The sequence below is a fragment of the Streptomyces sp. NPDC044061 genome, from assembly GCF_056434305.1.
Window position 1 is genome coordinate 56,307 of sequence record NZ_JBWKFL010000037.1, and the last position, 21,362, is coordinate 77,668.

A 21,362-nucleotide genomic window follows, 5' to 3' on the forward strand; every position below is an offset into this window, starting at 1 on the left:
TCGACGCGGAGGGGTCCGTTCAGGGGTGGGAGAGCGTCACGTGCCACAGCTCGCGTTCGCCAGCAGTTTCTGGGAGAGCTACGACGTCCTGGAGAAGCCCGTCAAAGCCGGCGTGCGCAAGGCAATGGAGAAGTTCCAGCGGCTGACCGTGGCCGAGCTGCACGCCGACAAGGGGCTGCACCTGGAGTCCGTCGACAAGGCACGTGATCCGCGGATGCGCACCATCCGCATCAACGACTTCTGGCGGGGCGTCGTGCTGGCTCCCGACGACGGCAGCGACGTCTTCCTCCTGGTGAACGTCGTACCGCATGACGACGCCTACACCTGGGCCGCCAAGCGGCTGTACACCACCAACTCCGCCACCCGCGGCCTCGAGGTGCGCAACGTCGTCGCCATCGAGCAGCTGACACCGGCCCTGGAGAAGGCGGCCGCCACCGCCGGCTCGCTGCTGTTCGCCAAGTACTCGGACAAAGTGCTGCGCGAACTCGGCATCGACAGCCAAGTGCTGCGCGCGGTGCGGACCATCGTCGACAAGCCCCAGCTCCAGGCCTTCGAGACCCTGCTGCCCGAGGACCAGTGCGAGGTGCTCCAGTACCTTGCCGAAGGGTTCAGTCCCGACGAGGTGTACCGGGACGTGGTCGCCGTACGCCGGCCCGTCGACGCGGGGCCGGACCCGGACGAGAGCCTGGCCGTCGTCATCGCCAACACCGCGAGCCGTATCACCCTGGTCACCGGGCCGGAGGAACTCGCGGACATCCTGGAAAAGCCGTTCGCGGCCTGGCGCGTCTTCCTGCACCCCTCGCAGCGGCGGGTCGCCTACCGCGTCTCGTACGGCGGCCCGGTACAGGTGACCGGTGGCCCGGGCACGGGCAAGACGGTCGCCGCCCTGCACCGCGTCAAGCATCTCCTCACCCGCTCGGCCGACGCCCGGGTGCTGCTGACCACCTACACCAATGCCCTCGCCGCCTCGCTGCGCGAGAACCTGTCCGTGCTGCTGGACGGGGACCCGTCGCTCCTCGACCGGGTCGACGTGACGACGGTCAATGCGTACGCGCACGCCGTGGTGACGCGCCACGACGGCAAGGCCCTCTCCCCCGTCAACGATCGTGACGAACGGCAGCTGTGGCAAAGGGTGGTGAAGCAGCTCGGGCTGCCTTGGACGGAGCAGTTCCTGGCTCAGGAGTACCGGCACGTGGTCCTCGCCCAGGACCTGCGCACCCTCGACGCCTATCGCGCCGCCTCCCGGCGTGGTCGTGGCAGCGCGCTGTCGCCCGCACGGCGGGAGCAACTGTGGTCGGGTGTCGAGCTGTTCGAGTCCCTGCTCCGGGAACGTAAGGCCACCACACACCTCAAGGTGTGCGCGCGTGCGGCCGATCTCCTGGCGACCGCCTCGCCGACGCACGACCACGTCGTGGTCGACGAGGCACAGGACCTGCACCCCGCGCAGTGGCGGGTGCTCCGCCGCGCGGTGGCATCCGGCAGCGACGACCTGTTCATCACTGGTGACCCGCATCAGCGGATCTACGACTCAAAGGTCTCGCTCGGTTCGCTGGGCATAGCGGTGACCGGCCGTACGCATCGGCTGCGGATCAACTACCGCAGTACGGAAGAGATCCTGACCTGGTCGACGCACATACTCACCCCCGTCTCCGTGGACGATCTGGGCGGCGAGGGCAGCGACACCCTGGCGGGCTACCGCTCGCTTCTGCACGGCCGCAGACCGCATGTGGAGGGGTACGGCTCGGAGCACGCCGAGGTGGCCTCGCTCGTCGAACGCGTCCAGGGCTGGATCGCCCAGGGCATCCGGCCGTCCGAGATCGGTGCCTGTGCCCGCTTCAACGTGCTGCTGGACAAGGCCTACGACAAGCTGGCCGCGGCCGGTGTCCCGGTGGTCAGGGTCAAGGACAACCCGGGTCCGGACGTGGACGGCGTGCGGCTCGCCACCATGCACGCCATGAAGGGGCTGGAGTTCCGCTGCGTGGCCGTCCTCGGGGTGACGGCGAGTGCGGTGCCCTTCACACGGGAGGTCACACCGGCCTCCGTGGACACGCTGCAGCACGACTCGGACCTGCTGCGCGAGCGGTGCCTGCTCTTCGTGGCGTGCACACGGGCGCGGGAGGCGCTGGCGGTGTCGTGGAGCGGGGCGGCCAGTCCGTTCGTGCCTCAGGGCTGACTCGGAGACCGGAGCGAACGTTTCAGCCCCTACTCCGTGGGTGCCAAAGCTCCGTTGCCCAGACCGTCCCGCGCCAGCACGGACGTCTGCTTGCTCAACTCGGCGACGCGACGCGACAGTTCTTCGAACTCCTGCAAGGCGCGGAACACGGCCCCGTACCGTCGCTGTTCGGCGATGTCCATCTGCGGGATACGAGCGCCCTTGCCGTCGAGCCGGAAGGTGCCGCTGGCACTCGTGGATCTGCGGGCGTTCGCCGCGCTGCGCAGGAACCCCTGGAGGAAGTCGGTGTCGAGCTGGTCGCTGACCGAAACCGGCTCCGGGTCGCCGTACCGGACCAGCCCGGCACGCGCGAGGTCGGCGACGCTGACGGACGGCCCGTCCAGAGCACTGGCGCCCGCGCCGGCGGTCAGAGCCGGCAGCAACTCGGCGAGCCGCCGCACCTGTTCGGTCAGCTCCTGGCTCAGGGCCCGGTATTCCGCCACGTAGTCCCGGTGCGACTCGGAGACACGGCGTCCCGGAGTGAGGTCGACGGCGTCGTCGAGCAGGTCGATCAGGGACACCTCCGCGACCTGGTCGGGCTGCGCCTCCAGTGACCCGTCCGGGTCGTTCGCCGTCAGATCGACCATCCGGACACTGGTGGCGGCGTCACCGACGGAGCACGGGCGGCGCAGCTCCCAGAGGTGCACGGGGAGGGCGTGCGATGCCGCGACGCCCGGCGGCAGGGCGGTGATCTGGGTCAGGACGCCGCGCCGTACGAGGTCGGCCCGGATACGGCGACCTGCCTTGCGGTAGGCGACAGAGGCGGGCATGACCATGAGGACTCTGCCGCCGGGCGCGGTGTGCGCGTAGGCGTGCTGCAGCCAGGCCAGCTCGCTCTCGGCCTTGGAGGGTGTACCGAACTCCCAGCGGGGGTCGAGGAGCAGGTCCTCACGGCCCCAGTCGGTGTCGCTGACCGGCGGATCGCTGACGACGAGATCGGCCTTCAGCTCCGGCCACCGGTCGTGGCGCAGGGAGTCTCCGGTGACGATGTCCGCGTCCGCGCGGTCCGTGAGGTCGGCCCGTAGTTGGGCGAAGCGCGCACTCCGTGGGTCGGATTCCTGGCCGCACCTCTTGGGTCCGTGCTCGGGTCCGACGGCTAGCAGCAGCGTGCCGATACCGCAGGCCGGGTCGAAGACGGTGGCTCCGGGTGTCACCTCTCCGGCGAAGTGCCGTACGGCCCGGACGATGTGTGGGGAGGTGACCTGATCCGATCCGGCCCGGCGGACGGAGTCGGTGAAACGTTCCGCGAGAGCGTTCACCACCTCGCCCGCCGATCCGCCGTCGGCCAGGTCTCGCGCCAGGCGCCGGGCGTCCTCCGGTAGCGCGTCGGACGGCTCGCCCGCGGCGTCGGTGAGCAGCTGCGCGACATCCGCGAGACCACCGACCATGTCGTCACCGTAGGCTGCGCGCAGCGTCTGCCACAGCTGGACCTCCTGCGTGACGTCCTGCCCCTTGCGCTGTCCGTCCAGCCAGGTCTGCACCTCGGCGAGGTCGAAGAGCGGGCTGTTCGCCCCTCCGCCGACTGGGGCGGGGAAGTCGTCGTACCGCCTTCTCCAGTTGGAGACCGCGGCACGGGTCACGCCCGCGATCCGGGCGATCTCGGAACCGGTGACCAGGGGCCCGGCCGGTGCCGCGGATTTGTCTGCCATGGCCGCAACCGTACACAGCGATTTGCCTGACAGACAACGATGTGTGTTGTTGACAGGGTCAACAACACACTCAACGGATGGCTTGGTTTACGAAGTGTGACGGAGGCGGACCGGGCGGCTGACTCCCGGCCCGCGCAGCCGTCAGTCAGCCCTTCTGCTCCACCCGCACCCAATCCACCTCCGCCCGCACTCCCCCGCCCGCGATCTTGTCGACGCTCGGCTGCGGCAACCCCCACTAAGGACTGGTCACCTTGCTCCACCCGGCCGGATACGCCCCGCCCAGCGCGAGGTTGAGGATCAAGTACTGGTTGTGGTCGTAAACCCACTGGCCGCGGGTCGGTTCGAGGACGTTGCGCGTCGTCTCCTGGACCAGGCGGTCGTCGACGTAGAAGCGCATCGCCGGCTTGGCGCGTGCATGACAGTCCAGGTGCGGTAGCTGTGCAGTCCGTGCGGAACCGGTGGGCGCGGGCTCCCGCACCCGCGCCCACCGGTCGTCCGGGCCGGACTCAGGCGGCCCGGCGTGCCTGGCCGCGGTGGACGCGGACGATGTCCGCGTACCGGTGTCCGCTGCCCTTGATCGTGCGCACCTGGGTGCGGTAGTCGACGTGGACGAGGCCGAAGCGCTTGGCGTAGCCGTACGCCCACTCGAAGTTGTCCAGCAGGGACCAGGCGAAGTAGCCGGCCAGCGGTGCGCCCTTGCGGGCCGCGGAGGCGCAGGCGGCGAGGTGCTGCTCCAGGTAGTCCTGGCGCTGGGGGTCGTCGACGGTGCCGTAGGGGTGGACCACGTCCGGGTAGGCCGAGCCGTTCTCGGTGACGTAGATCTTCCGTGCGCCGTACTCCTCGGTGAGGCGCAGCAGCAGCGCCTCGATGCCACTCGCGTCGATCTCCCAGTCCATGCCGGTGCGCGGGACGTCGGGGCGGCGCACGGCGCGGACGCGGGGGGCCGGGCCATCGGGGTCGTCGGCGACGTACGCCGGGAAGTAGTAGTTCAGGCCCAGCCAGTCCAGGGGGGTCGCAATCGTCTCCAAGTCGCCCTCGGCAAGGGGCAGTTCCACTCCGTACGCCTCCAGCATGTCGGCGGGGAAGCCGCGGCCGTGCACCGGGTCGAGCCACCAGCGGTTGACGTGGCCGTCGTGGCGGTGGGCAGCCGCCAGGTCCTCGGGGCGGTCGGTGGCGGCGTGCACGGTGGAAAGGTTGTTGACGATGCCGACCTGAGCGTCGGGGGCGGCCGCTCGGATCGCCTGCGTGGCGAGGCCGTGGCCGAGGAGCAGGTGGCAGGAGGCGCGTACGGCGGCGGTCAGGTCGGTCCAGCCGGGGGCCATCTTGCCCTCCAGGTGGCCGATCCAGGCCGAGCAGGAGGGCTCGTTGAGGGTCGTCCAGAGCTTGACGCGGTCGCCGAGACGCTCGGCCACAATGGCGGCGTACTCGGCGAAGGCGAAGGCCGTCTGCCGCCCCGGCCAGCCGCCGCGGTCCTGGAGCACCTGGGGCAGGTCCCAGTGGTAGAGGGTGACGGACGGGGTGATGCCCGCCTCCAGCAGGGCGTCCACCAACTCGTCGTAGAAGGCCAGCCCCTTGGGGTTGGTCGCGCCCGTCCCGCCCGGGATCACCCTTGGCCAGGCGACGGACAACCGGTAGGCGTTGGTACCGAGTTGCCGCATCAGGGCGATGTCCTCGCGCCAGCGGTGGTAGTGGTCGCACGCGACGTCGCCGTTGTCGTCGTTCGCGATCTTCCCCGGGGTGTGCGAGAAGGTGTCCCAGATCGACGGTGAACGGCCGTCCTCGGCGACGGCCCCTTCGATCTGGTACGCCGCCGTGGCCGTGCCCCACAGGAAGTCGTGCGGGAGTGCGGCGAGGTCGATGCGTTCGGACACGGAAGTCCCTTCGAAATACGGGGTGTTGGTCACTTGACGGCACCCGCCGTCAGACCGGCGACGAGATAGCGCTGCAGAAGGAGGAAACCGGCCACCACGGGCACGCTGACCACCAGCGAGGCGGCCATGATCTGGTTCCAGTAGACGTCGTTGAGGGTGGAGTAGCCCTGGAGACCGACGGCGAGGGTGCGGGTGGTGTCGTTGGTCATGACGGACGCGAAGAGCACCTCGCCCCACGCGGTCATGAAGGCGTAGACGGCTACCGCGACGATGCCGGGGATCGCGGCCGGTACGACGATCCTGAGCAGCGCGCCGAGCGGGCCGCACCCGTCCACCAGCGCCGCCTCGTCCAGATCGCGCGGCACCGAGTCGAAGTACCCGATGAGCATCCAGATGGAGAAGGGGAGGGAGAAGGTGAGGTAGGTGAGGATCAGGCCGCCGCGGGAGCCGAACAGGGCGATGCCGGTGGCGTTGCCGATGTTGACGTAGATCAGGAACAGCGGGAGGAGGAAGAGGATGCCCGGGAACATCTGCGTCGACAGCACCGTCACCGTGAAGACACGTTTGCCGCGGAAGTCGTAGCGGCTGACGGCGTATGCGGCGAACACGGCGATGACGACCGAGCAGACCGTCGCCGCGCCCGCCACGACGAGTGAGTTCACGAAGTACTTGGCGAGCGGGACCGTCGACCAGATGTCGATGTACGGCCGGAGCGTCAGGCCGCTCGGCAGCCAGCGGAACTTGCCCGTGACGTCGGCGAGGGGCTTCAGCGAGCTGGAGACCATGACGTACACCGGCACCAGGACGAAGCCGGTGACCAGGGTGAGGAAGATCCGCCGGGACCACAGGAACGAGCGGGGCGGCGCCATCGGGGAACTGGTGTCAGACATCGGCGGCCCTCCGTCCGCGCGAGGTGAGCAGGAGGTACACGCCGGTCACGACCAGCAGGAAGAGCAGCAGCAGGACGGACATGGCGGAGCCGGTGCCGAAGTTCCAGGTGACGAACGACGCTTGGTAGATGTGGACGGAGATGAGGTCGGCGGCCTCGGGGGCGGCCTTGCCGAACAGCACGTACGGCGTGTTGAAGTCGTTGAACGTCCAGAGGAAGAGCACCAGGATCAGGACCTGGTTGACCGGGCGCAGCGAGGGCAGCGTGATGCGGCGGATCTGCTGCCACATGCCGGCGCCGTCCAGCGCGGCCGCCTCGTACAGCTCCCTGGGGATGTTCTGCAGGCCGGCCATCACGATGAGGAAGGCGAACGGCCAGCCCTTCCACACCGACACGGTCAGCAGGGCGTAGAAGCTGTTGTCGCCGATGAGCCAGAAGGAGGGCTTGTCGGTGAGGTGCAGCTGGTCGTGCAGGACGTGGTTCACCAGGCCGTTGTCCTGCTGGAACATGAACACCCAGGTGATGACCGCCGCGTAGACGGGCAGCGCGTACGGCACCAGGAACAGGGCGCGCAGCAGGCCGCGGCCGCGGAAGGTGTCCTGCATGAAGACGGCGGCGGCGGTGCCGATCAGCCAGCACAGGCCGACCGAGAGCAGGGTGAAGCCGACGGTGACGAGGAACGAGTGCAGCAGTGCCTCGCCCACCGGCGCGTCGAAGTCCACCGACATCTTGTAGTTGCCGAGGCCGGACCAGGGGGCGCTGCCCCAGTCGCGGATGTAGAACTGGGTGAGTTCCTTGAAGCTCATCACGATGCCGATGACCATCGGCACGAGGTGGACGAGGAGTTCGAGGATCAGGGCGGGCAGGAGCAGCAGGTAGGGCAGTCCGATGCGGCGGATCCGCCCGGTGCGGCGGCGGGGTTCGCGCGCCGCACCGGGGGAGGTGTCACGCACCGGCTCCTTGAGAGCGGTGGTGGTCATGGTTCTCAGGCCGCCGGCATCTGCTGCTGGGCCTTCTCCAGCTTCGCCTTGACGGAGTCGGTGGTCACCGCGCGTCCGGCGGCGGCGTCGGCGAAGAGCTCCTTGACGGCCGTACCGACGACCGTCTCGAACTGCGACTCCGACGCGACCTGCGGGAGCGCGGCGGTGCTGGTGGCGAGGGTCTGCTTCAGCACCGCGGTGGAGGGGGAGTTGAAGGCGGCGTCGTCCTGGGCGGCCTTGACCGGCGGGATGGAGGTGTAGGCCGTGTTGAGGATCTTCTGCTCGCCGTCGCTGGTCATGAACTTCACGAACTTCGCGGCGCCGTCGAGGTTGTGGCTGTTCTTGAAGACGGCGATGTTGATGCCCGCGACCATCGAGTTGGTCTGGGCGCCGGTGCCGGGGGTGCCGGACTGCACGGGGACGGGGGCGATGCCGTACGCGTCCTCGCTCATGCCCTGGGACTTGAGGTTGGCGGCGGCGGACTGCCACAGCAGGATCGCCTGCTTGCCCTTGGCGAAGTCGCTCACCGACTGGTTCTGGGCGTACTCGGCGTCGCCGGTCGGTATGACCTTGTCCTTGGCCATCAGGTCGACGTACTGCTTGACCGCGTCGACCACCTTGGGGTTGGTGAAGTCCGGCTTGCCGTCGGCGGTGAAGAAGTCGGCGCCGTGCTGCTTGGCGAAGACGAAGACGTGGTGGATGTTCTCCGACACGTTCGAACCCTCGGCGCCCAGGACGGACTTGCCCTTCGCCTTGATCTTCTTGCCGTCGGCCACGAGTTCGTCCCAGGTGGCCGGGGGCTTGGAGATGCCGGCGTCGGCGAAGATCTGCTTGTTGTAGTAGAGGGCGTACGCCATCGAGTACAGCGGGACGGCGGCCGGGTCCTTGCCCTGCGCCCCCGTCGAGCCCAGCGCGGAGTCGACGAACCGGTCCTTCCCGCCGATCTTGTCGAAGTTCTTCGCGTCCCACGGCAGCAGCGCGCCGGTGGCCTGCAGGGAGGCGCTCCAGGTGTTGCCGATGTTCAGCACGTCCGGGCCCTGGCCGGAGGTGGTCGCGGTGAGGATCCGGTTCAGCAGGTCGGACCAGGGCACGACCTCCAGCTTCACCTTGATGCCCGTCTGCTTCTGGAACTTGTCGAGTTCGGGCTGCAGGACCTTCTTGTCGACCGCGATGCTGGCGCCCTGGTTGGAGGCCCAGTACGTGAGCGTCTTGGGCGAGTCGTTGGACCCGCCGCCGCTGGACGAACCGCCTCCGCAGGCCGTAGCCGCGAGGGCGAGAGACATGGTGACGGCGCCTACGGCCGCGGCTCGGATGCTGCGCATGGCTCCTGGTGTCCCTTTCCGGGAGTCGAGAACCCCGAGGAGCTTTGGCGGGAGCCGACACCCCGTTCGGCCCTCGAAGCCCCTCATGGCTTAATTTAGGATGTGAGTTAAACCTCAAGAGAAACGCTCGTCAAGGGATCCGGCAGCGGCATCCGGGCGGGCGGGCCCCAGAAGTACGCGAACCAGGGAGGTCGGGTGGCAGGGCTGAGCGGCCGTACGGTGCGTGACCTGCGGCGGGAGAGCCGGAGTGCCGTTCTGCAACGGTTGTATTTCGACGGCCCGATGAGCCGGCACGCCCTCGGCCCGGCGACCGGGCTGAGTTCGGGTTCCGTCAGCAACGTCGTGGCCGAACTACTGGCCGACGGCCTCGTGGAGGAGGCGGGCAGCGTCGGCTCCGACGCCGGCCGGCCGCGCCGACTGCTGCGGATACGGCCGGACAGCGGCCGGCTGATCGGGGTCGACGTCGGCGAAACCCGCGTCCGCGTGGAGCTGCTGGACCTCGACCTCACCGAACTCGCACGTGCGGAACGGCCGTTGGGGCCACGCGGATACGACGTCGACTCGGTCGTCGGCCATGTGCACGAGGCCGTCGCCGAGGTGCTCCGCACGGCCCGGCTCGCCCCGACCGACCTGCTCGGCGTGGGCATCGGCGTGCCCGGCATCATCGAGGACGCCGGGGAGGAGGGCGCGGTCGTCCACGGCCAGACGGTCGGCTGGGACGCGGTCCCGCTCGAGCGACTGCTGCGCCTGTCCGGTCAACTCCCCTCGGAGGTGCCGTACTTCATCGACAACGGGGCCAAGACGCTGGGCCAGGCCGAGATGTGGTTCGGCGCCGGACGCGGGGCCCGCAACGCCGTCGTCGTCCTGTTCGGCTCCGGCGTCGGCGCCTGTGTCGTCACCGAGGAGGCCGCACAGGGACGGGCGGTGGAATGGGGGCACCTGACGGTACGGGTCGGTGGGCGCCGCTGCCGGTGCGGCGCCCTCGGCTGCCTGGAGGCGTACGCGGGCGCGGAGGCGCTGGTGGCACGCTGGCGGGAGGCGGGTGGCCGGCCGTCGGCCGGAGCGGGAGAGGAGACCGCCCTTACCGAACTGCTCGCCGCGGCCCGCCCGACGGACGGCCGCGCCCCCGACCCGGTGGCGGCGGCCGTCCTCGCCGAGACCGCCGAGTACCTGGGCGCGGGGTTGTCCGACCTGATCAACCTCTTCCAGCCCGAACGCCTCCTGATCGGCGGCTGGGCGGGCCTCCAGCTCGGCGGCGCCTTCCTGGACGAGGTCCGGGCCCATGCCCTCGCACACGCCCTGCGCTTCCCCGCGGGCCGGGTCGGCATCGAACTGGGCCGCCTCGGCCCGGACGCGGTCACCGTGGGCGCGGCGGTCCTGCCCCTGGCCGCGTTCTTCGCCCGCGGCGGCAGCCGGCCGCGTACCGCGACGCGCGTGGTGCCGTCGCCTGCGTGGCGGGCGGCACTGGACGGACGTCTGGCGTGAGGGGTCCCTCCGGGGGTTGGGCGGATGTCGCCGGCTGGGGTGGCACCGGTCGCGGCTGACGTGGCGGCTGTGAAGGTGACGCGGCCGGGGCATTTCTGGTGAGCGGCCCGTCTGAGCTGGTGGGCGGCCCATCCGGCACCGCTGGGCGACCCGTTCGGTAGAGGTGCGGCCTTGTCGGTGTGGGCGCGCAACCCTGCCGGTACCGCCGGCCGGCCCATCCGGCACTGGTGGGCGGCCCCGTCGGTAACGGTGCGGCCCGGGCGGACGAGCACGCAGCCGTGCCGGTACCGATGGACAGCCAACCGGGAGTGGTGGCCGGCTCAGCCGGTACCGGGTACCGCCGGCAGACCCATCCGGCACTGATGGGCGGCCCCGTCGGTAACGGTGCGGCCCGGGCGGACGAGCACGCAGCCGTGCCGGTACTGATGGACGGCCAACCGGGAGTGGTGGCCGGCTCAGCCGGTACCGGTGAGGCCCGGGCGGCAGCAAGGCAGCGCCGGACTCGCGCCGCCCGAGCGTGTGAGTCGTTGGGCGCGGCGCCGACCGGACCAACGGCCGGCCGCAGTGCCGACCGGACAAACGGACCGCCGCACCGCCGCACCGCCGCACCGCCGCACCGGCGAGTTGGCCGCGCCGCCGCCCGGACGCGGTTCACCAGACCGTCGGCGCCATTCCGGCACCAGCCTCTCGCACAGCCGTCCCGGACAACCGCCCCGGACTGTGGCACCCGTAACGCGGTGTCAAGCGCGCCGGCCGCGCGAGCCGGCCGATGCGAAGCCCTCCGCACGGTCCGCTGTGCGCACCCCACAGGGCAGCCGTCAGGGCAGCTCGGGCCGGAAGTCCTGCAGAACGTCTCCGCCCGGCTGGACGATTCCGTAGCTGTTCGCCGGGACCTCGATCCAGGCGCCGGGCAGGTCGCCGAGGGGTTCCGACACCACCAGGCGGGTCTCGTCCGAGACGTCCTTCAAGAAGTCGGTCTCCGGGTGCAGGGCCCGCAGGTCCTCGACGCCGGCGCTGTAGTACAGCGACCTCGGTGTTCCCTCGCTGGCGTACCGGAAGGCCAGGAGCCGTTCCCCGTCGGCCACCGCGAGCGTCATCTGCAGCGGGGCCGGCACCCCGTGCTCCCGGGCGAGCCGCTCGATGAAGCCGGTCATGCGGGCGACGGCACCGGCCGGGTCCTCCTCCAGTCCGAACGTGAGCGCCAGGTAGAACATCGCCTCGGAGTCCGTGGTGCCCTCGATCGACGCGAAGAGCTCAGGTTCGACGGCGAGGAGGATGTCCCGGCGGAGTACGTGGAAGTCGGCGATGGCGCCGTTGTGCATCCACATCCAGCGGTCGTACCGGAACGGGTGGCAGTTGGTCGCCTGTACCGCCGTACCGGTGGAGGCCCGGACGTGCGCGAAGAACAGGGGGGCGCGGACGTGCCCGGCGATCTCCCGCAGGTTGCGGTTGCTCCAGGCCGGGCCGATGTCGTGGAACACGGCCGGGGTGCGGGCGTGTCCCTGGTACCAGCCGACGCCGAATCCGTCGCCGTTGGTCGTCTCGACGCCCATCCGCGCGTGCAGGCTCTGGTCGATCAGCGAGTGTTTCGGGCGGTACAGGACCTCGTCCATGACCAGGGGCGTTCCCGAGTAGGCAAGCCAGCGGCACATGGCTCACGCCCTCCGCAGGGGGTCGCGGCGGCGGGCGGTCATGCCGCGTCCGTTCCCGGCAGGTCCAGCCCGAAGGCCACCCCGATGCTCTGGGCGGCCGACACCACACGGGCGCTGCCGACGACGGGGGCGACGGCCACGAGCGTGCCCTGGATCTTCTCGAACGGGACGCCGAGCTCAGCTGCCGAGCCGATGTTGAGCAGGTAGGAGGCCGGTGCGGCGTCCAGGGCCACCAGGGCGGCGATGCGGGCGAGCAGGTAGGTCTCCGCATCGAGTCCGGACCGCTCGAAGGTGTCGAGCGTCATCCGGACGATCGTTTCGAACACAGGAGCGTCTGCCTCGGCGAGAGCGGCCACGCCACTCGCGCCGGTGATGTCCTCGGTCATCTTCGCCTCACGCCTTCCGGGCCGGGGCCAGCGGTGTCGTCGCCTTCCAGCTCATCCGGCTCCCCGGGGTGGGCGCATCGCCCGGTGAGGGTGATTTCCCGTGCGGCCGAGCGCGGCCCGCGAAGGCGACCTCCCGGCCGGCCGAAGGCGGCACGGGCCACTCGGTCACGGTTCCCACCACCGGGCGCCTCCGACCGCGGGCCGCCGGGCCTGCCCTGCCGCGGGCGGCCCGGCAGGCGCGGCAACCGTGACGCCCGGGCAAGCAGACGCCGCACCACGTGGTCCGTCTGTGCGCGGTGCGGCGTCTGCCGGCTGGTGCGACGACCGGACCACGAGCGCGGTCCGGGTCCCCGGTCAGTGGTGATCAGGGAGGACAACAGCGGTACGGCGGTGGGCGGCGCCCCGAGTCGGACTCGGCCCCGGAGTGTGCCCTCACATGCGCTCCGGCCAGGCGTCGTCCCGCCCCGGGTGGGCGTCTTGGAGTCCTTCGAGGCTGATGCCGGCGACCATTCCCTCCGCTCGGTTCCCGAGTTTCGCCGCTATGGCCTCTCGCAGCCGAGCGTGCACCCGTTCGTTGAGCAACAGGGTGACGAGGGATTTCTGGAAGTGCGCGTCCGACTCGAAGAGTTCCTTTCCGAGGCGGGTCACGTACTTCTTGGTGCCGAAGGAGAACCGGCCCACGCGAAGCATCAAGCCGGGCCCGTCCGATTCCTCGGACGCCAGGGCGAATTGGAAGTTCCCCCTGCCGCCCGCATGGCTCGGGCATTCCCATACGAACTGTGCGGGTTCGCTCGAGTCGGTGAAGGAGCGCAGAGTGCGGCGGACGAGCGCCGACTCGTCCGCTGTCGCCACCGGCTCCATCAGGTCCGTCACTACGGTGGTGATGGTGTACGGGACCGTCGACGGGTCGTAATCCGTGAATGCGGCGCTCTGTGAGGTCACCCATCCGATCTGCTCGAGTGCCGACTGGTGGTGCTTGTACCAGGCGGCGGGGTCGGTGAAGCGGTCGGCTTTCGCGGTGGCCGCGAGTTGAGCCAGGAGCAGGCTGTGGAAGACGTCCTGGGCGTGCTGCGCGGAAACCCCTGAGGTGACGGAGACGATGGAGGCGGCGACCGCGGCGGCCGACTCCTCCTCGCCGTGGCCCTCGAATCGCGCCGGTTCAGGGCCCACATCGAGATCGCGGAGGGTGCTCAGGGTCTCGGATATGCGCTTTTCGTCGACCCGCCCTTCCCCTTCGACCGCCTGCTCGACACGGACCGCGCCGGGTGGGCCTCCCTGCCCCTGCGGGTCCGGCATCAGTGGTCGCCCCCACCCTCCTCGTCCGAGAAGTCGGGGAGGCCGGCGATGAACTTCTGGGCGCGATTGCCGAGTTTGGCGCCGACGGCGTCGCGGATCCGGTCATAGATGTGCGTGTTGAGCACGAAGGTCGTCCGAGTCGCCTGAAGCAGGGTGGTCTGGCTGTTGAAGCGCCACCACAGTACGTCCGTCACGTTCTCGCTGGTGCGGAAGTTGAAGGCGCAGAGCTTGAGCGAGACCAGCCCGTTCTCGGACTCGCCGACGGAGTCCACCTGGAAGTTCCCCGCGTTCGCTTCCACCGAGTTGGACCGGAATATCTGCAGGCGGCGGTCGTCGACCGGAAGGCCCTGCATCAGCTCTATCGCTCCCGAGACCAGGTCCACCTGCTGGGCGGTCATGATGCCGGAGATCACCTTGAGGAGGGCCGCGCTCATGCTCAATTGGCCCGACTGGGAGCGGAGCCCGAAGAAATCGAATGCCGGCACGACCCAGGCCACCTGCTCGAGCACCCGGCCGTAATACCTGGTCCACTCGATGGGCTGGTTCTCGCGGTCGTACTTGCCGTTCGCGACGAGCTGGGCCAGAAGGCAGGAGTCCAGCACGTCGAAGATGTTCTGTCCCCTGATTCCGTCGACGAAGGTCGCGACGATGTTGCCGTCCACCGCGGCGGCGGGTGCGGTGGTCGGCTGGTCCAGCACGATGTCGTCGAGGGAGTCGTCGGCGTTGTCCGCCGCCGCGTCCAGGTTCAGGCTCCGGGCCGCGGCCGTGGGAACGAGGCGGAAGCCCGGGGCCACGAGGGGACCCTCGTTCGGCAGCACCAGGTCGTCGATGAACTCCTGGGCCTTCTCGACGCGCATCGCCGTGTACCGGCTGTCCCCCGCCAGCTGCTCCTTGATGGCCACCTCGGGATTGGTGGTGGCGCGTTCATCGGTGAACTTGGTGCTTTCCCGAAGGGGCCGCCGCACACGGGACATCCGGGGGCTCGGAGGTTGGGGAGCCGATTCCGGTAAGAGGTCGTAGATTTCCACGGACATCTTTTCTCCTTCGCGTTCATTGCTCCGCCGGCGTGAGGTCACCGTGAAATACCCGTGATTCTCTCGGTCGCGGCGAGCCGGAGTCTTCGAGGGATTACTTCTACTCGTGGCGTCCACAGCGCGTCAACGTCCGGAAAATCTCACACGGAGAACTCAAGTCACTCCAGTGCCGAAAGCCCGCGAGTACGCCTGTTCACTCTCGTCCGCCGGGGTCCGTGTATTGACAACGCAGGCGGCCACTCGAAGTGTCCCGTCTCGGACGATGCCGAATCATGCGGCAGGCATGCGGTGAAAGCGATGCCTGCAAAACAGGCGGCATCCGGCTTCGCTCCCCGGGGGCGCCCGAACCTCGTGCCGTCGTTCGGCGTACGACAAGTGGTTCGGTCGGCGTGGAGCACAGAACCGCTCACGGGCCCCCTGGCGACAACGAGAACCAGGGGGCCCGCTCACGTGACGAGGCGAGAACTCCGACGGCTACCGGACCGCCGCCTGCTGCGGTGCCGGTGCGTAGCCCGCCGGGCGGGTGGTGAAGGTGCCCCGGCCCTGGGTGCGGCTGCGCAACCGGGTCGCGTAGCCGAAGAGTTCGGCCAGCGGCACGGTGGCGGTCAGCACCGCCGCGCCGCCCCGACTCTCGGATCCGGTGACCCGGCCGCGTCGGGCGGCCAGGTCGCCGAGCACCCCGCCGACCGCGTCCTCGGGCACGGTGACCGTCACCTCGGCCACCGGTTCCAGCAGGGCCGTCGCGCAGGTGCGCAGCGCCTCGCGCAGGCCGAGCCGGCCGGCGGTGCGGAAGGCGGTGTCGGAGGAGTCCTTCACGTGGGTCGAGCCGTCGGTCAGGGTGACCCGCAGCCCGGTCACCGGGTGACCGCCGAGCGGGCCCTCGGCGAGGGCGTCCCGGCAGCCGGCCTCCACGGCACGCACGTACTCCTGCGGCACCCGCCCGCCGACCACGGAGGAACGGAACTCGAAGCCGGTGACCCCGACTTCGGGCCCGAGGGGCTCCACGTCCAGGACGACATGGGCGAACTGCCCCGCCCCGCCGTCCTGTTTGACGTGCCGGTAGACCAGCCCGCCGACGCCGCGCACGACGGTCTCCCGGTACGCGACCCTCGGACGGCCCACGGTGACCTCCGGGCCGCCGTCACGGCGGATCTTCTCCACCGCCACCTCCAGGTGCAGTTCGCCCATCCCGGACAGCACCGTCTGCCCGGTCTCGCCGTCGGTGCGCACCACCAGCGAGGGGTCCTCCTCGGCGAGCCGCGCCAGCGCCGTCGCCAGCCGTCCGGTGTCGGTGCCGCGCCGCGCCTCCACGGCCACGGACACCACGGGCTCGGCGACCACGGGCGGCTCCAGGAGCAGCGGGGCGCCGGGATCGCAGAGGGTGGAGCCCACCCGGGCCGCCTTCAGGCCCGCCACCGCGACGATGTCGCCGGCCACCGCCCGGTCCAGCTGGGCATGCCGGTCCGCCGTGACCCTGAGGATCCGCGCCACCCGTTCGGTGCGGCCGGTGCCGGGGTCCCACACGGTGTCTCCCTTCCGAATCGTGCCCGAGTAGACGCGCACATAGGTCAGGCGTCCGGTGCCGGTCGCGTTCACCTTGAACGCGAGCGCCGCGAACGGCGCCTGCGGGTCGGCGGCCCGCCGCTGTTCGGCGTCCTCGTGGACGCCGCGTACGGCGGGTACGTCGAGCGGTGACGGCAGGTAGTCCACCACCGCGTCCAGCAGCGGTTCGATGCCGCGGTTGCGGTAGGCGGAGCCGCACAGCACGACGACGCCGTCGCCGGTGCGGGTGAGGTCGCGCAGGGTGGTGGCGAGGGTGGCGGCGGAGAGCGTCTCCCGGTCGCAGAACTCCTCCAGGGCGGCCGGGTGCAGCTCGGCCACCGTCTCCTCCAGCACCCTGCGCCGCCGCAGGGCCTCCTCCAGCAGGCTCTCGGGAACGGGCCCCTCCACCGCCGTACCGTCGCCGCCGTCCCATACCAGGGCGCGCAGGCGGACCAGGTCCACGACGCCGGTGAAGGCGTTCTCGGTGCCGATGGGCAGCTGCACGACGAGCGGGGTGGGGTGCAGCCGCTCCCGGATGGAGTCGACGGCCCGGTCGAGGTCGGCGCCCGCGCGGTCCAGCTTGTTGACGAACGCGATCCTCGGTACGCCGTGCCGGTCGGCCTGCCGCCACACCGACTCGCTCTGCGGCTCGACCCCGGCGACGGCGTCGAAGACGGCGACCGCGCCGTCGAGGACGCGCAGCGAGCGTTCGACCTCGTCGGCGAAGTCGACGTGGCCGGGGGTGTCGATGAGGTTGATGCGGTGGCCGGCCCAGGCGCAGGTGACGGCCGCGGCGAAGATGGTGATACCGCGGTCGCGTTCCTGAGGGTCGAAGTCGGTGACGGTGGTGCCGTCGTGGACCTCGCCGCGCTTGTGGGTGGTGCCCGTCGCATAGAGGATCCGCTCGGTGACGGTGGTCTTGCCGGCGTCGACGTGGGCGAGGATGCCGAGGTTGCGGACGGTGGCGAGGTCGCCGAGGTTGGTGCGCACGGCCCATGGCCTTTCTGGTGATCAGAGAAAAAGGGGCAGCGCGATCACCCGGACGAGGACAGGCCGGCACTCACCGGCCCGCCGATGGGCGGGAGGTGGTGGTGAACCGGGTCAGGGACTCGTCAGGGCGTCCGGTGCCGGCCGCGCAGCGGGCACCGGGCGGACGAGGACACCAGAATCACCTCGGACCGCGAAGGGGGAACGACGACGGCGGTACGGTCACGCACGGCCCGCTCCCCTCGGTGTCTCTGTGTTCTCGACGTGTGGTCGACGTTGGTCGACGTTGGTCGACGTTGGTCGACGCGCGCCGACGTGAAGTCGCGGCGCTCGGTACGCGACGACGGTACGAGAGATCGCTCGGCCGGGGCACCTGATTTTCCGGCGGCGCCGTCCACGCCGTAACCGGAAGACGCGTGCCCGCCCCGGCGGTTGTCACGCGTTAGCCCACGGGGATGATTCACCGGCTCCGCAGGGTGAACCGGGCACGGCGGTTCCGCGTCCACGGCAGTCTTCGGTACCCGCCCGTTAACGTCGGCTTCCGTGCCGCTGAGCTATGCGTTCGTGAACCTGAAACCCGGGGTGGGGAAGACCACCAGCGCCGTCTGGTTGACCCATGCTCTGCACGAACGCGGCCTGGCGCCGTTGCTCGTGGACAGCGACCCCGCGTCCTCGGCGCTGCGGTGGAGCGAGCTGGCGGGCGGTTTCCCGTTTCCCGTGCTCGCCCTTCCGGTGGGTGACGTACACCGGCGGGTGAACGACTTCCTCGACAACCGGCAGGCAGTGGTGTTCGACGCCCCGCAGCTGGAGGACCACGCCCAGATCGCCCGGGGCGTCATGCGGTACGCGAGCGAGTGGATCGTGCCCGTGACCCCGGCCCCGATCGAGCTGGACCGGATGGCGCCCATCGACCGGGAAATGGACGACATGCAGTCGCTGCGCTCCCACCCGGCCCGCGCCGCGGTCCTGCTGAACCGCACGAATCGTCCGGACGCCACGCGTACCGGTCCCGATGCCGACGCCCGCGAAGCCCTCACCGAGCGGGGTTTCCACGTGTTGTCCACGCATGTCCCGCGGCTAGACCTGTACTCCCAGTCCTTCGGCAGCCCCGTCGAGGTGAAGGGCACCGCGTACATGGACCTCGCCGAGGAACTCATCAACCGTCAGGACGCGGTATGAACCAGCGCAAGGACACCTATCGCGCCGCACTGCGGCGTCGACCGGAGACGACGGGCCCCACGGCCCCCGCTCCCGCTTCCACTTACGCTCCGACCAAGGTCACGCCACTGGACACCCGCTACGTCAAGGTGACCGTCGAACTGGACACCGCAGGTGCGCGCGACCTCACCTCCTGGGCCGGACAGCAGCTGTCCGCACTCGTGCGCGCGGGCGAGGCGGTCCTGCGACCGCTGAGGCAGGACCGGCGGGCCGACCGGGAGGAACAGGCCCTCTGACCGTACGTCAGTACCGGATCTCGATGAGGCGCCCCTCCGCGTCCCGCTCGGGTGCCGTGGGCACCCGCTCCGCGGTCCCGAGCGCGATCCGGTACGCCGACCAGGCGGCCGCGGCGGCGTCGAGCACGTCGTCCACGGGGATCCGGTCGGCCTCTCCCAGTTCGTCCGGGAGCACGACTCCCGCCTCGGCCAGCAGTGCGCGGCGCTGATTCTGGCCGCGCCAGGTCTTCTTGGCGTACGCCAGTGGCACCCGGCCCGCCAGCGCACGGAAGGTCAGCTCGGGGTGCACCTCGTGGATGCGCTCATCGGCCTGCCGGCACACCCGGGCCTCGAGAAGCTTCGGTGCCAGCGCCCACGCCTGCCGGCTCAGCCCGCCGCCGGTGAGCTCCCGGCACCGGCTCGCGGCCGCCGGGTAGTCGGCTTCCTGCCAGGCCGGCCTGGGCGCGATGAGAAAGACGCTGCTGCGGCGTGTCCCCAGCAGCGCCCTGGCCCCGAGATCAGCGGCACGCCAGCCCTTCTCCACCAGGCCCAGGGGCATGTCCACGGCGATCGCCCGTACCGCACCGGCGCGTTCGATCAGCTCGCCGAGAGACACGGCCACCAGGCTGCCCGCGTACGCGCCGTCGGCGAGCAGGATGCCCACCCACCCCTGCTTGCCGCAGGCGTCGATTCCCAGGACGTCCATCGCACCCCGCACACCGACTCGGACCGAGAAGCTCTCGGCTCACCACAGCACCGGGCAGCTCGACGATCAGGCCCCGCGCAGATCCTTCACACGACGGAGCTTGCCCAGCGAGCGCTCCAGCGTCTCGGGCTCCACGATCGCCACCTCCACGGTGACGCCGACGCCGTCCTTGACTCCCTTGGCGATCAACCGCGCGGCGGCCTCGCGCTGCTCGGGCGCGCAGTCGGGGCGAGCCTCCACCCGCACCGTCATGTGGTCCATGCGTCCCTTCCGGCTGAGCTGGAGCTGGAAGTGCGGAGCGACGCCCGGGGTGCGCAGGACGACCTCCTCGATCTGGCTGGGGAAGACGTTCACCCCGCGCAGGATGATCATGTCGTCGCAGCGCCCCGTGATCTTCTCGATGCGGCGGAACGCCGGGCGTGCCGTCCCGGGCAGGAGGCGGGTCAGGTCGCGCGTGCGGTAGCGGATGACGGGCAGCGCCTCCTTGGTGAGCGAGGTGAAGACCAGTTCGCCCGCCTCCCCGTCGGCCAGCACCTCGCCCGTGATCGGGTCGACGACCTCCGGGCGGAAGTGGTCCTCCCACACGTGCAGGCCGTCCTTGGTGTCCACGCACTCCTGGGCGACGCCCGGCCCCATCACCTCGGACAGGCCGTAGATGTCGACGGCGTCGATGTCCATGCGCTCCTCGATCTCGCGGCGCATCTCCTCGGTCCACGGCTCGGCTCCGAAGATGCCGATCCTCAGCGACGTGGAACGGGGGTCCACTCCCTGGCGCTCGAACTCGTCGAGCAGGGTGAGCATGTAGGACGGCGTGACCATGATGATCTCGGGCTGGAAGTCCTGGATGATCTGGACCTGGCGGGCCGTCATGCCTCCGGAGGCGGGGATGACGGTGCACCCGGCCCGCTCGGCGCCGTAGTGCGCTCCGAGTCCACCGGTGAACAGGCCGTACCCGTAACTGATGTGGACCTTGTGGCCCGGGCGACCGCCGGCCGCGCGGATCGAACGGGCGATCAGATCGGCCCAGACGGACAGGTCGTTGTCCGTGTAGCCGACGACGGTGGGACGTCCGGTCGTGCCGCTGGAGGCGTGGATGCGGCGGACGTCGGACATGGGGACGGCGAACATGCCGAAGGGGTAGGTGTCCCGCAGGTCGGCCTTGGTGGTGAAGGGGAAGCGGGCCAGGTCCTCGAGCGAGTGGCAGTCCTCGGGTTTGACGCCGGCCTCGTCGAACTTCTTCCGGTACAGCTCCACGTTGTCGTAGGCATGTCGCAGCGTCGACTTGAGACGGCTGAGCTGGAGGTCCAGCAGTTCCGCGCGTGCCAGGTTCTCGGCGGCGTCCAGGAGGTGTCCGGGGCACGGTTCGCCCCGGCGGGCCCCGGCGGCCGACGTCGTCTTCGGTTCGATGCTCATCGCGACTCCTTGGATGTACTGCCCCTGAAGATGCGGCTGCGGCCACGGAACTCCGCGACGACCTCATCACCGCGCGTCACCGTGACGTCGTAGATGCCGTTGCGCCCGAACCGGGTCCGTTCCTGGGCGGTGGCGACCAGCACGTCGCCCTCGTGCACCGGGGCCACGAAGTCGATGTCGGCTCCGGCGGCCACCGTCGTCGGGCCGTGGCTGTTGCACGCGCAGGCGAAGGCGGTGTCGGCGAAGAGGAAGAGGTAGCCCCCGTGGGCGATCCGGTGGCCGTTGACCATGGCAGGGGTCACGGTCATGCGGAGCACGGCCGTCCCTTCGCCGTGCTCCAGGAGCTCGATTCCCAGGCGCCGGGACGCCTCGTCCGCGGCGAACATCGCCTCAACCGGACCTTTAGCACTATACGTGGACCTAATAGGTGTATCTACCATCTTGTATCCCGACCGAACATTCGGTTAGTGTGCGGTACGGCCAAGTAATCCAGCCGTATCCGTGC

At 70.2% G+C, this 21,362-nt stretch carries 17 protein-coding genes and 1 pseudogene; 4 read left to right on the top strand and 14 right to left on the bottom strand.

The window, feature by feature from the left end:
• Positions 1 to 40 precede the first annotated feature (40 nt).
• A complete protein-coding gene (locus AC07CM_RS39565) occupies positions 41 to 2,173 on the top strand; it encodes a UvrD-helicase domain-containing protein (RefSeq protein WP_478881372.1) in 2,133 nt (710 codons plus the stop codon).
• Positions 2,174 to 2,202: 29 nt separating this feature from the next.
• On the opposite strand, the gene AC07CM_RS39570 is transcribed toward AC07CM_RS39565, so the two are convergent.
• From AC07CM_RS39570 to AC07CM_RS39595, 6 genes and pseudogenes are all read right to left on the bottom strand, one after another.
• The gene (locus AC07CM_RS39570; protein ID WP_478881373.1) at positions 2,203 to 3,861 is read right to left on the bottom strand and encodes an N-6 DNA methylase; all 1,659 of its coding nucleotides are present in this window, start codon (positions 3,859 to 3,861) and stop codon (positions 2,203 to 2,205) included.
• A 145-nt stretch (positions 3,862 to 4,006) separates the two neighbouring features.
• Positions 4,007 to 4,261: pseudogene (locus AC07CM_RS39575) on the bottom strand (discoidin domain-containing protein); the annotation flags it as partial.
• Positions 4,262 to 4,367: 106 nt separating this feature from the next.
• Entirely contained in the window at positions 4,368 to 5,732 is a 1,365-nt protein-coding gene (locus AC07CM_RS39580; RefSeq protein WP_478881374.1) for a GH1 family beta-glucosidase, read from the bottom strand.
• Positions 5,733 to 5,761: 29 nt separating this feature from the next.
• Positions 5,762 to 6,601 carry a carbohydrate ABC transporter permease gene (locus tag AC07CM_RS39585; RefSeq protein WP_478881397.1) on the bottom strand — a complete coding sequence of 280 codons (840 nt, stop codon included), beginning with the start codon at positions 6,599 to 6,601 and terminating at the stop codon, positions 5,762 to 5,764.
• A 13-nt stretch (positions 6,602 to 6,614) separates the two neighbouring features.
• The gene (locus AC07CM_RS39590) at positions 6,615 to 7,601 is read right to left on the bottom strand and encodes a carbohydrate ABC transporter permease (protein ID WP_478881375.1); all 987 of its coding nucleotides are present in this window, start codon (positions 7,599 to 7,601) and stop codon (positions 6,615 to 6,617) included.
• 5 nt (positions 7,602 to 7,606) lie between these two features.
• Positions 7,607 to 8,923 carry an ABC transporter substrate-binding protein gene (locus tag AC07CM_RS39595; RefSeq protein WP_478881376.1) on the bottom strand — a complete coding sequence of 439 codons (1,317 nt, stop codon included), beginning with the start codon at positions 8,921 to 8,923 and terminating at the stop codon, positions 7,607 to 7,609.
• Positions 8,924 to 9,118: 195 nt separating this feature from the next.
• Between AC07CM_RS39595 and AC07CM_RS39600 the strand changes: the two genes are divergently transcribed.
• On the top strand, positions 9,119 to 10,408 hold the full coding sequence (locus tag AC07CM_RS39600; protein WP_478881377.1) for an ROK family transcriptional regulator: 1,290 nt from the start codon (positions 9,119 to 9,121) through the stop codon (positions 10,406 to 10,408).
• An 818-nt stretch (positions 10,409 to 11,226) separates the two neighbouring features.
• Here AC07CM_RS39600 and AC07CM_RS39605 read toward each other — a convergent pair.
• The 5 genes from AC07CM_RS39605 to fusA all read right to left on the bottom strand — a co-directional run bounded on the left by AC07CM_RS39605 (position 11,227) and on the right by fusA (position 17,308).
• Entirely contained in the window at positions 11,227 to 12,060 is an 834-nt protein-coding gene (locus AC07CM_RS39605; RefSeq protein ID WP_478881378.1) for a class II glutamine amidotransferase, read from the bottom strand.
• Between the two features lie 38 nt (positions 12,061 to 12,098).
• Positions 12,099 to 12,446 (bottom strand): carboxymuconolactone decarboxylase family protein, encoded by a 348-nt coding sequence (locus AC07CM_RS39610; RefSeq protein WP_478881379.1) that lies wholly within the window; start codon positions 12,444 to 12,446, stop codon positions 12,099 to 12,101.
• A 432-nt stretch (positions 12,447 to 12,878) separates the two neighbouring features.
• A complete protein-coding gene (locus AC07CM_RS39615; RefSeq protein WP_478881380.1) occupies positions 12,879 to 13,742 on the bottom strand; it encodes a hypothetical protein in 864 nt (287 codons plus the stop codon).
• The gene (locus tag AC07CM_RS39620) at positions 13,742 to 14,776 is read right to left on the bottom strand and encodes a hypothetical protein (RefSeq protein ID WP_478881381.1); all 1,035 of its coding nucleotides are present in this window, start codon (positions 14,774 to 14,776) and stop codon (positions 13,742 to 13,744) included. The genes AC07CM_RS39615 and AC07CM_RS39620 overlap by 1 nt, the downstream gene beginning before the upstream one ends.
• Positions 14,777 to 15,250: 474 nt before the next feature.
• Positions 15,251 to 17,308 (bottom strand): elongation factor G, encoded by a 2,058-nt coding sequence (gene fusA, locus AC07CM_RS39625; RefSeq protein WP_478881382.1) that lies wholly within the window; start codon positions 17,306 to 17,308, stop codon positions 15,251 to 15,253.
• A gap of 540 nt (positions 17,309 to 17,848) precedes the next feature.
• On the opposite strand from fusA, the gene AC07CM_RS39630 reads away from it, so the two are divergent.
• Together AC07CM_RS39630 and AC07CM_RS39635 are read left to right on the top strand one after the other, a co-directional pair.
• Positions 17,849 to 18,484, top strand: a complete 636-nt coding sequence (locus tag AC07CM_RS39630; RefSeq protein ID WP_478881383.1) for a nucleotide-binding protein — start codon at positions 17,849 to 17,851, stop codon at positions 18,482 to 18,484.
• The gene (locus AC07CM_RS39635; RefSeq protein WP_478881384.1) at positions 18,481 to 18,759 is read left to right on the top strand and encodes a hypothetical protein; all 279 of its coding nucleotides are present in this window, start codon (positions 18,481 to 18,483) and stop codon (positions 18,757 to 18,759) included. The genes AC07CM_RS39630 and AC07CM_RS39635 overlap by 4 nt, the downstream gene beginning before the upstream one ends.
• Before the next feature lie 7 nt (positions 18,760 to 18,766).
• On the opposite strand, the gene AC07CM_RS39640 is transcribed toward AC07CM_RS39635, so the two are convergent.
• The 3 genes from AC07CM_RS39640 to paaI form a co-directional block, all read right to left on the bottom strand.
• Positions 18,767 to 19,444 carry a DUF429 domain-containing protein gene (locus AC07CM_RS39640; protein WP_478881385.1) on the bottom strand — a complete coding sequence of 226 codons (678 nt, stop codon included), beginning with the start codon at positions 19,442 to 19,444 and terminating at the stop codon, positions 18,767 to 18,769.
• Between the two features lie 66 nt (positions 19,445 to 19,510).
• Positions 19,511 to 20,857, bottom strand: a complete 1,347-nt coding sequence (gene paaK, locus AC07CM_RS39645; RefSeq protein WP_478881386.1) for a phenylacetate--CoA ligase PaaK — start codon at positions 20,855 to 20,857, stop codon at positions 19,511 to 19,513.
• Entirely contained in the window at positions 20,854 to 21,297 is a 444-nt protein-coding gene (paaI, locus tag AC07CM_RS39650) for a hydroxyphenylacetyl-CoA thioesterase PaaI (RefSeq protein ID WP_478881387.1), read from the bottom strand. The genes paaK and paaI overlap by 4 nt, the downstream gene beginning before the upstream one ends.
• Positions 21,298 to 21,362: the final 65 nt, after the last annotated feature.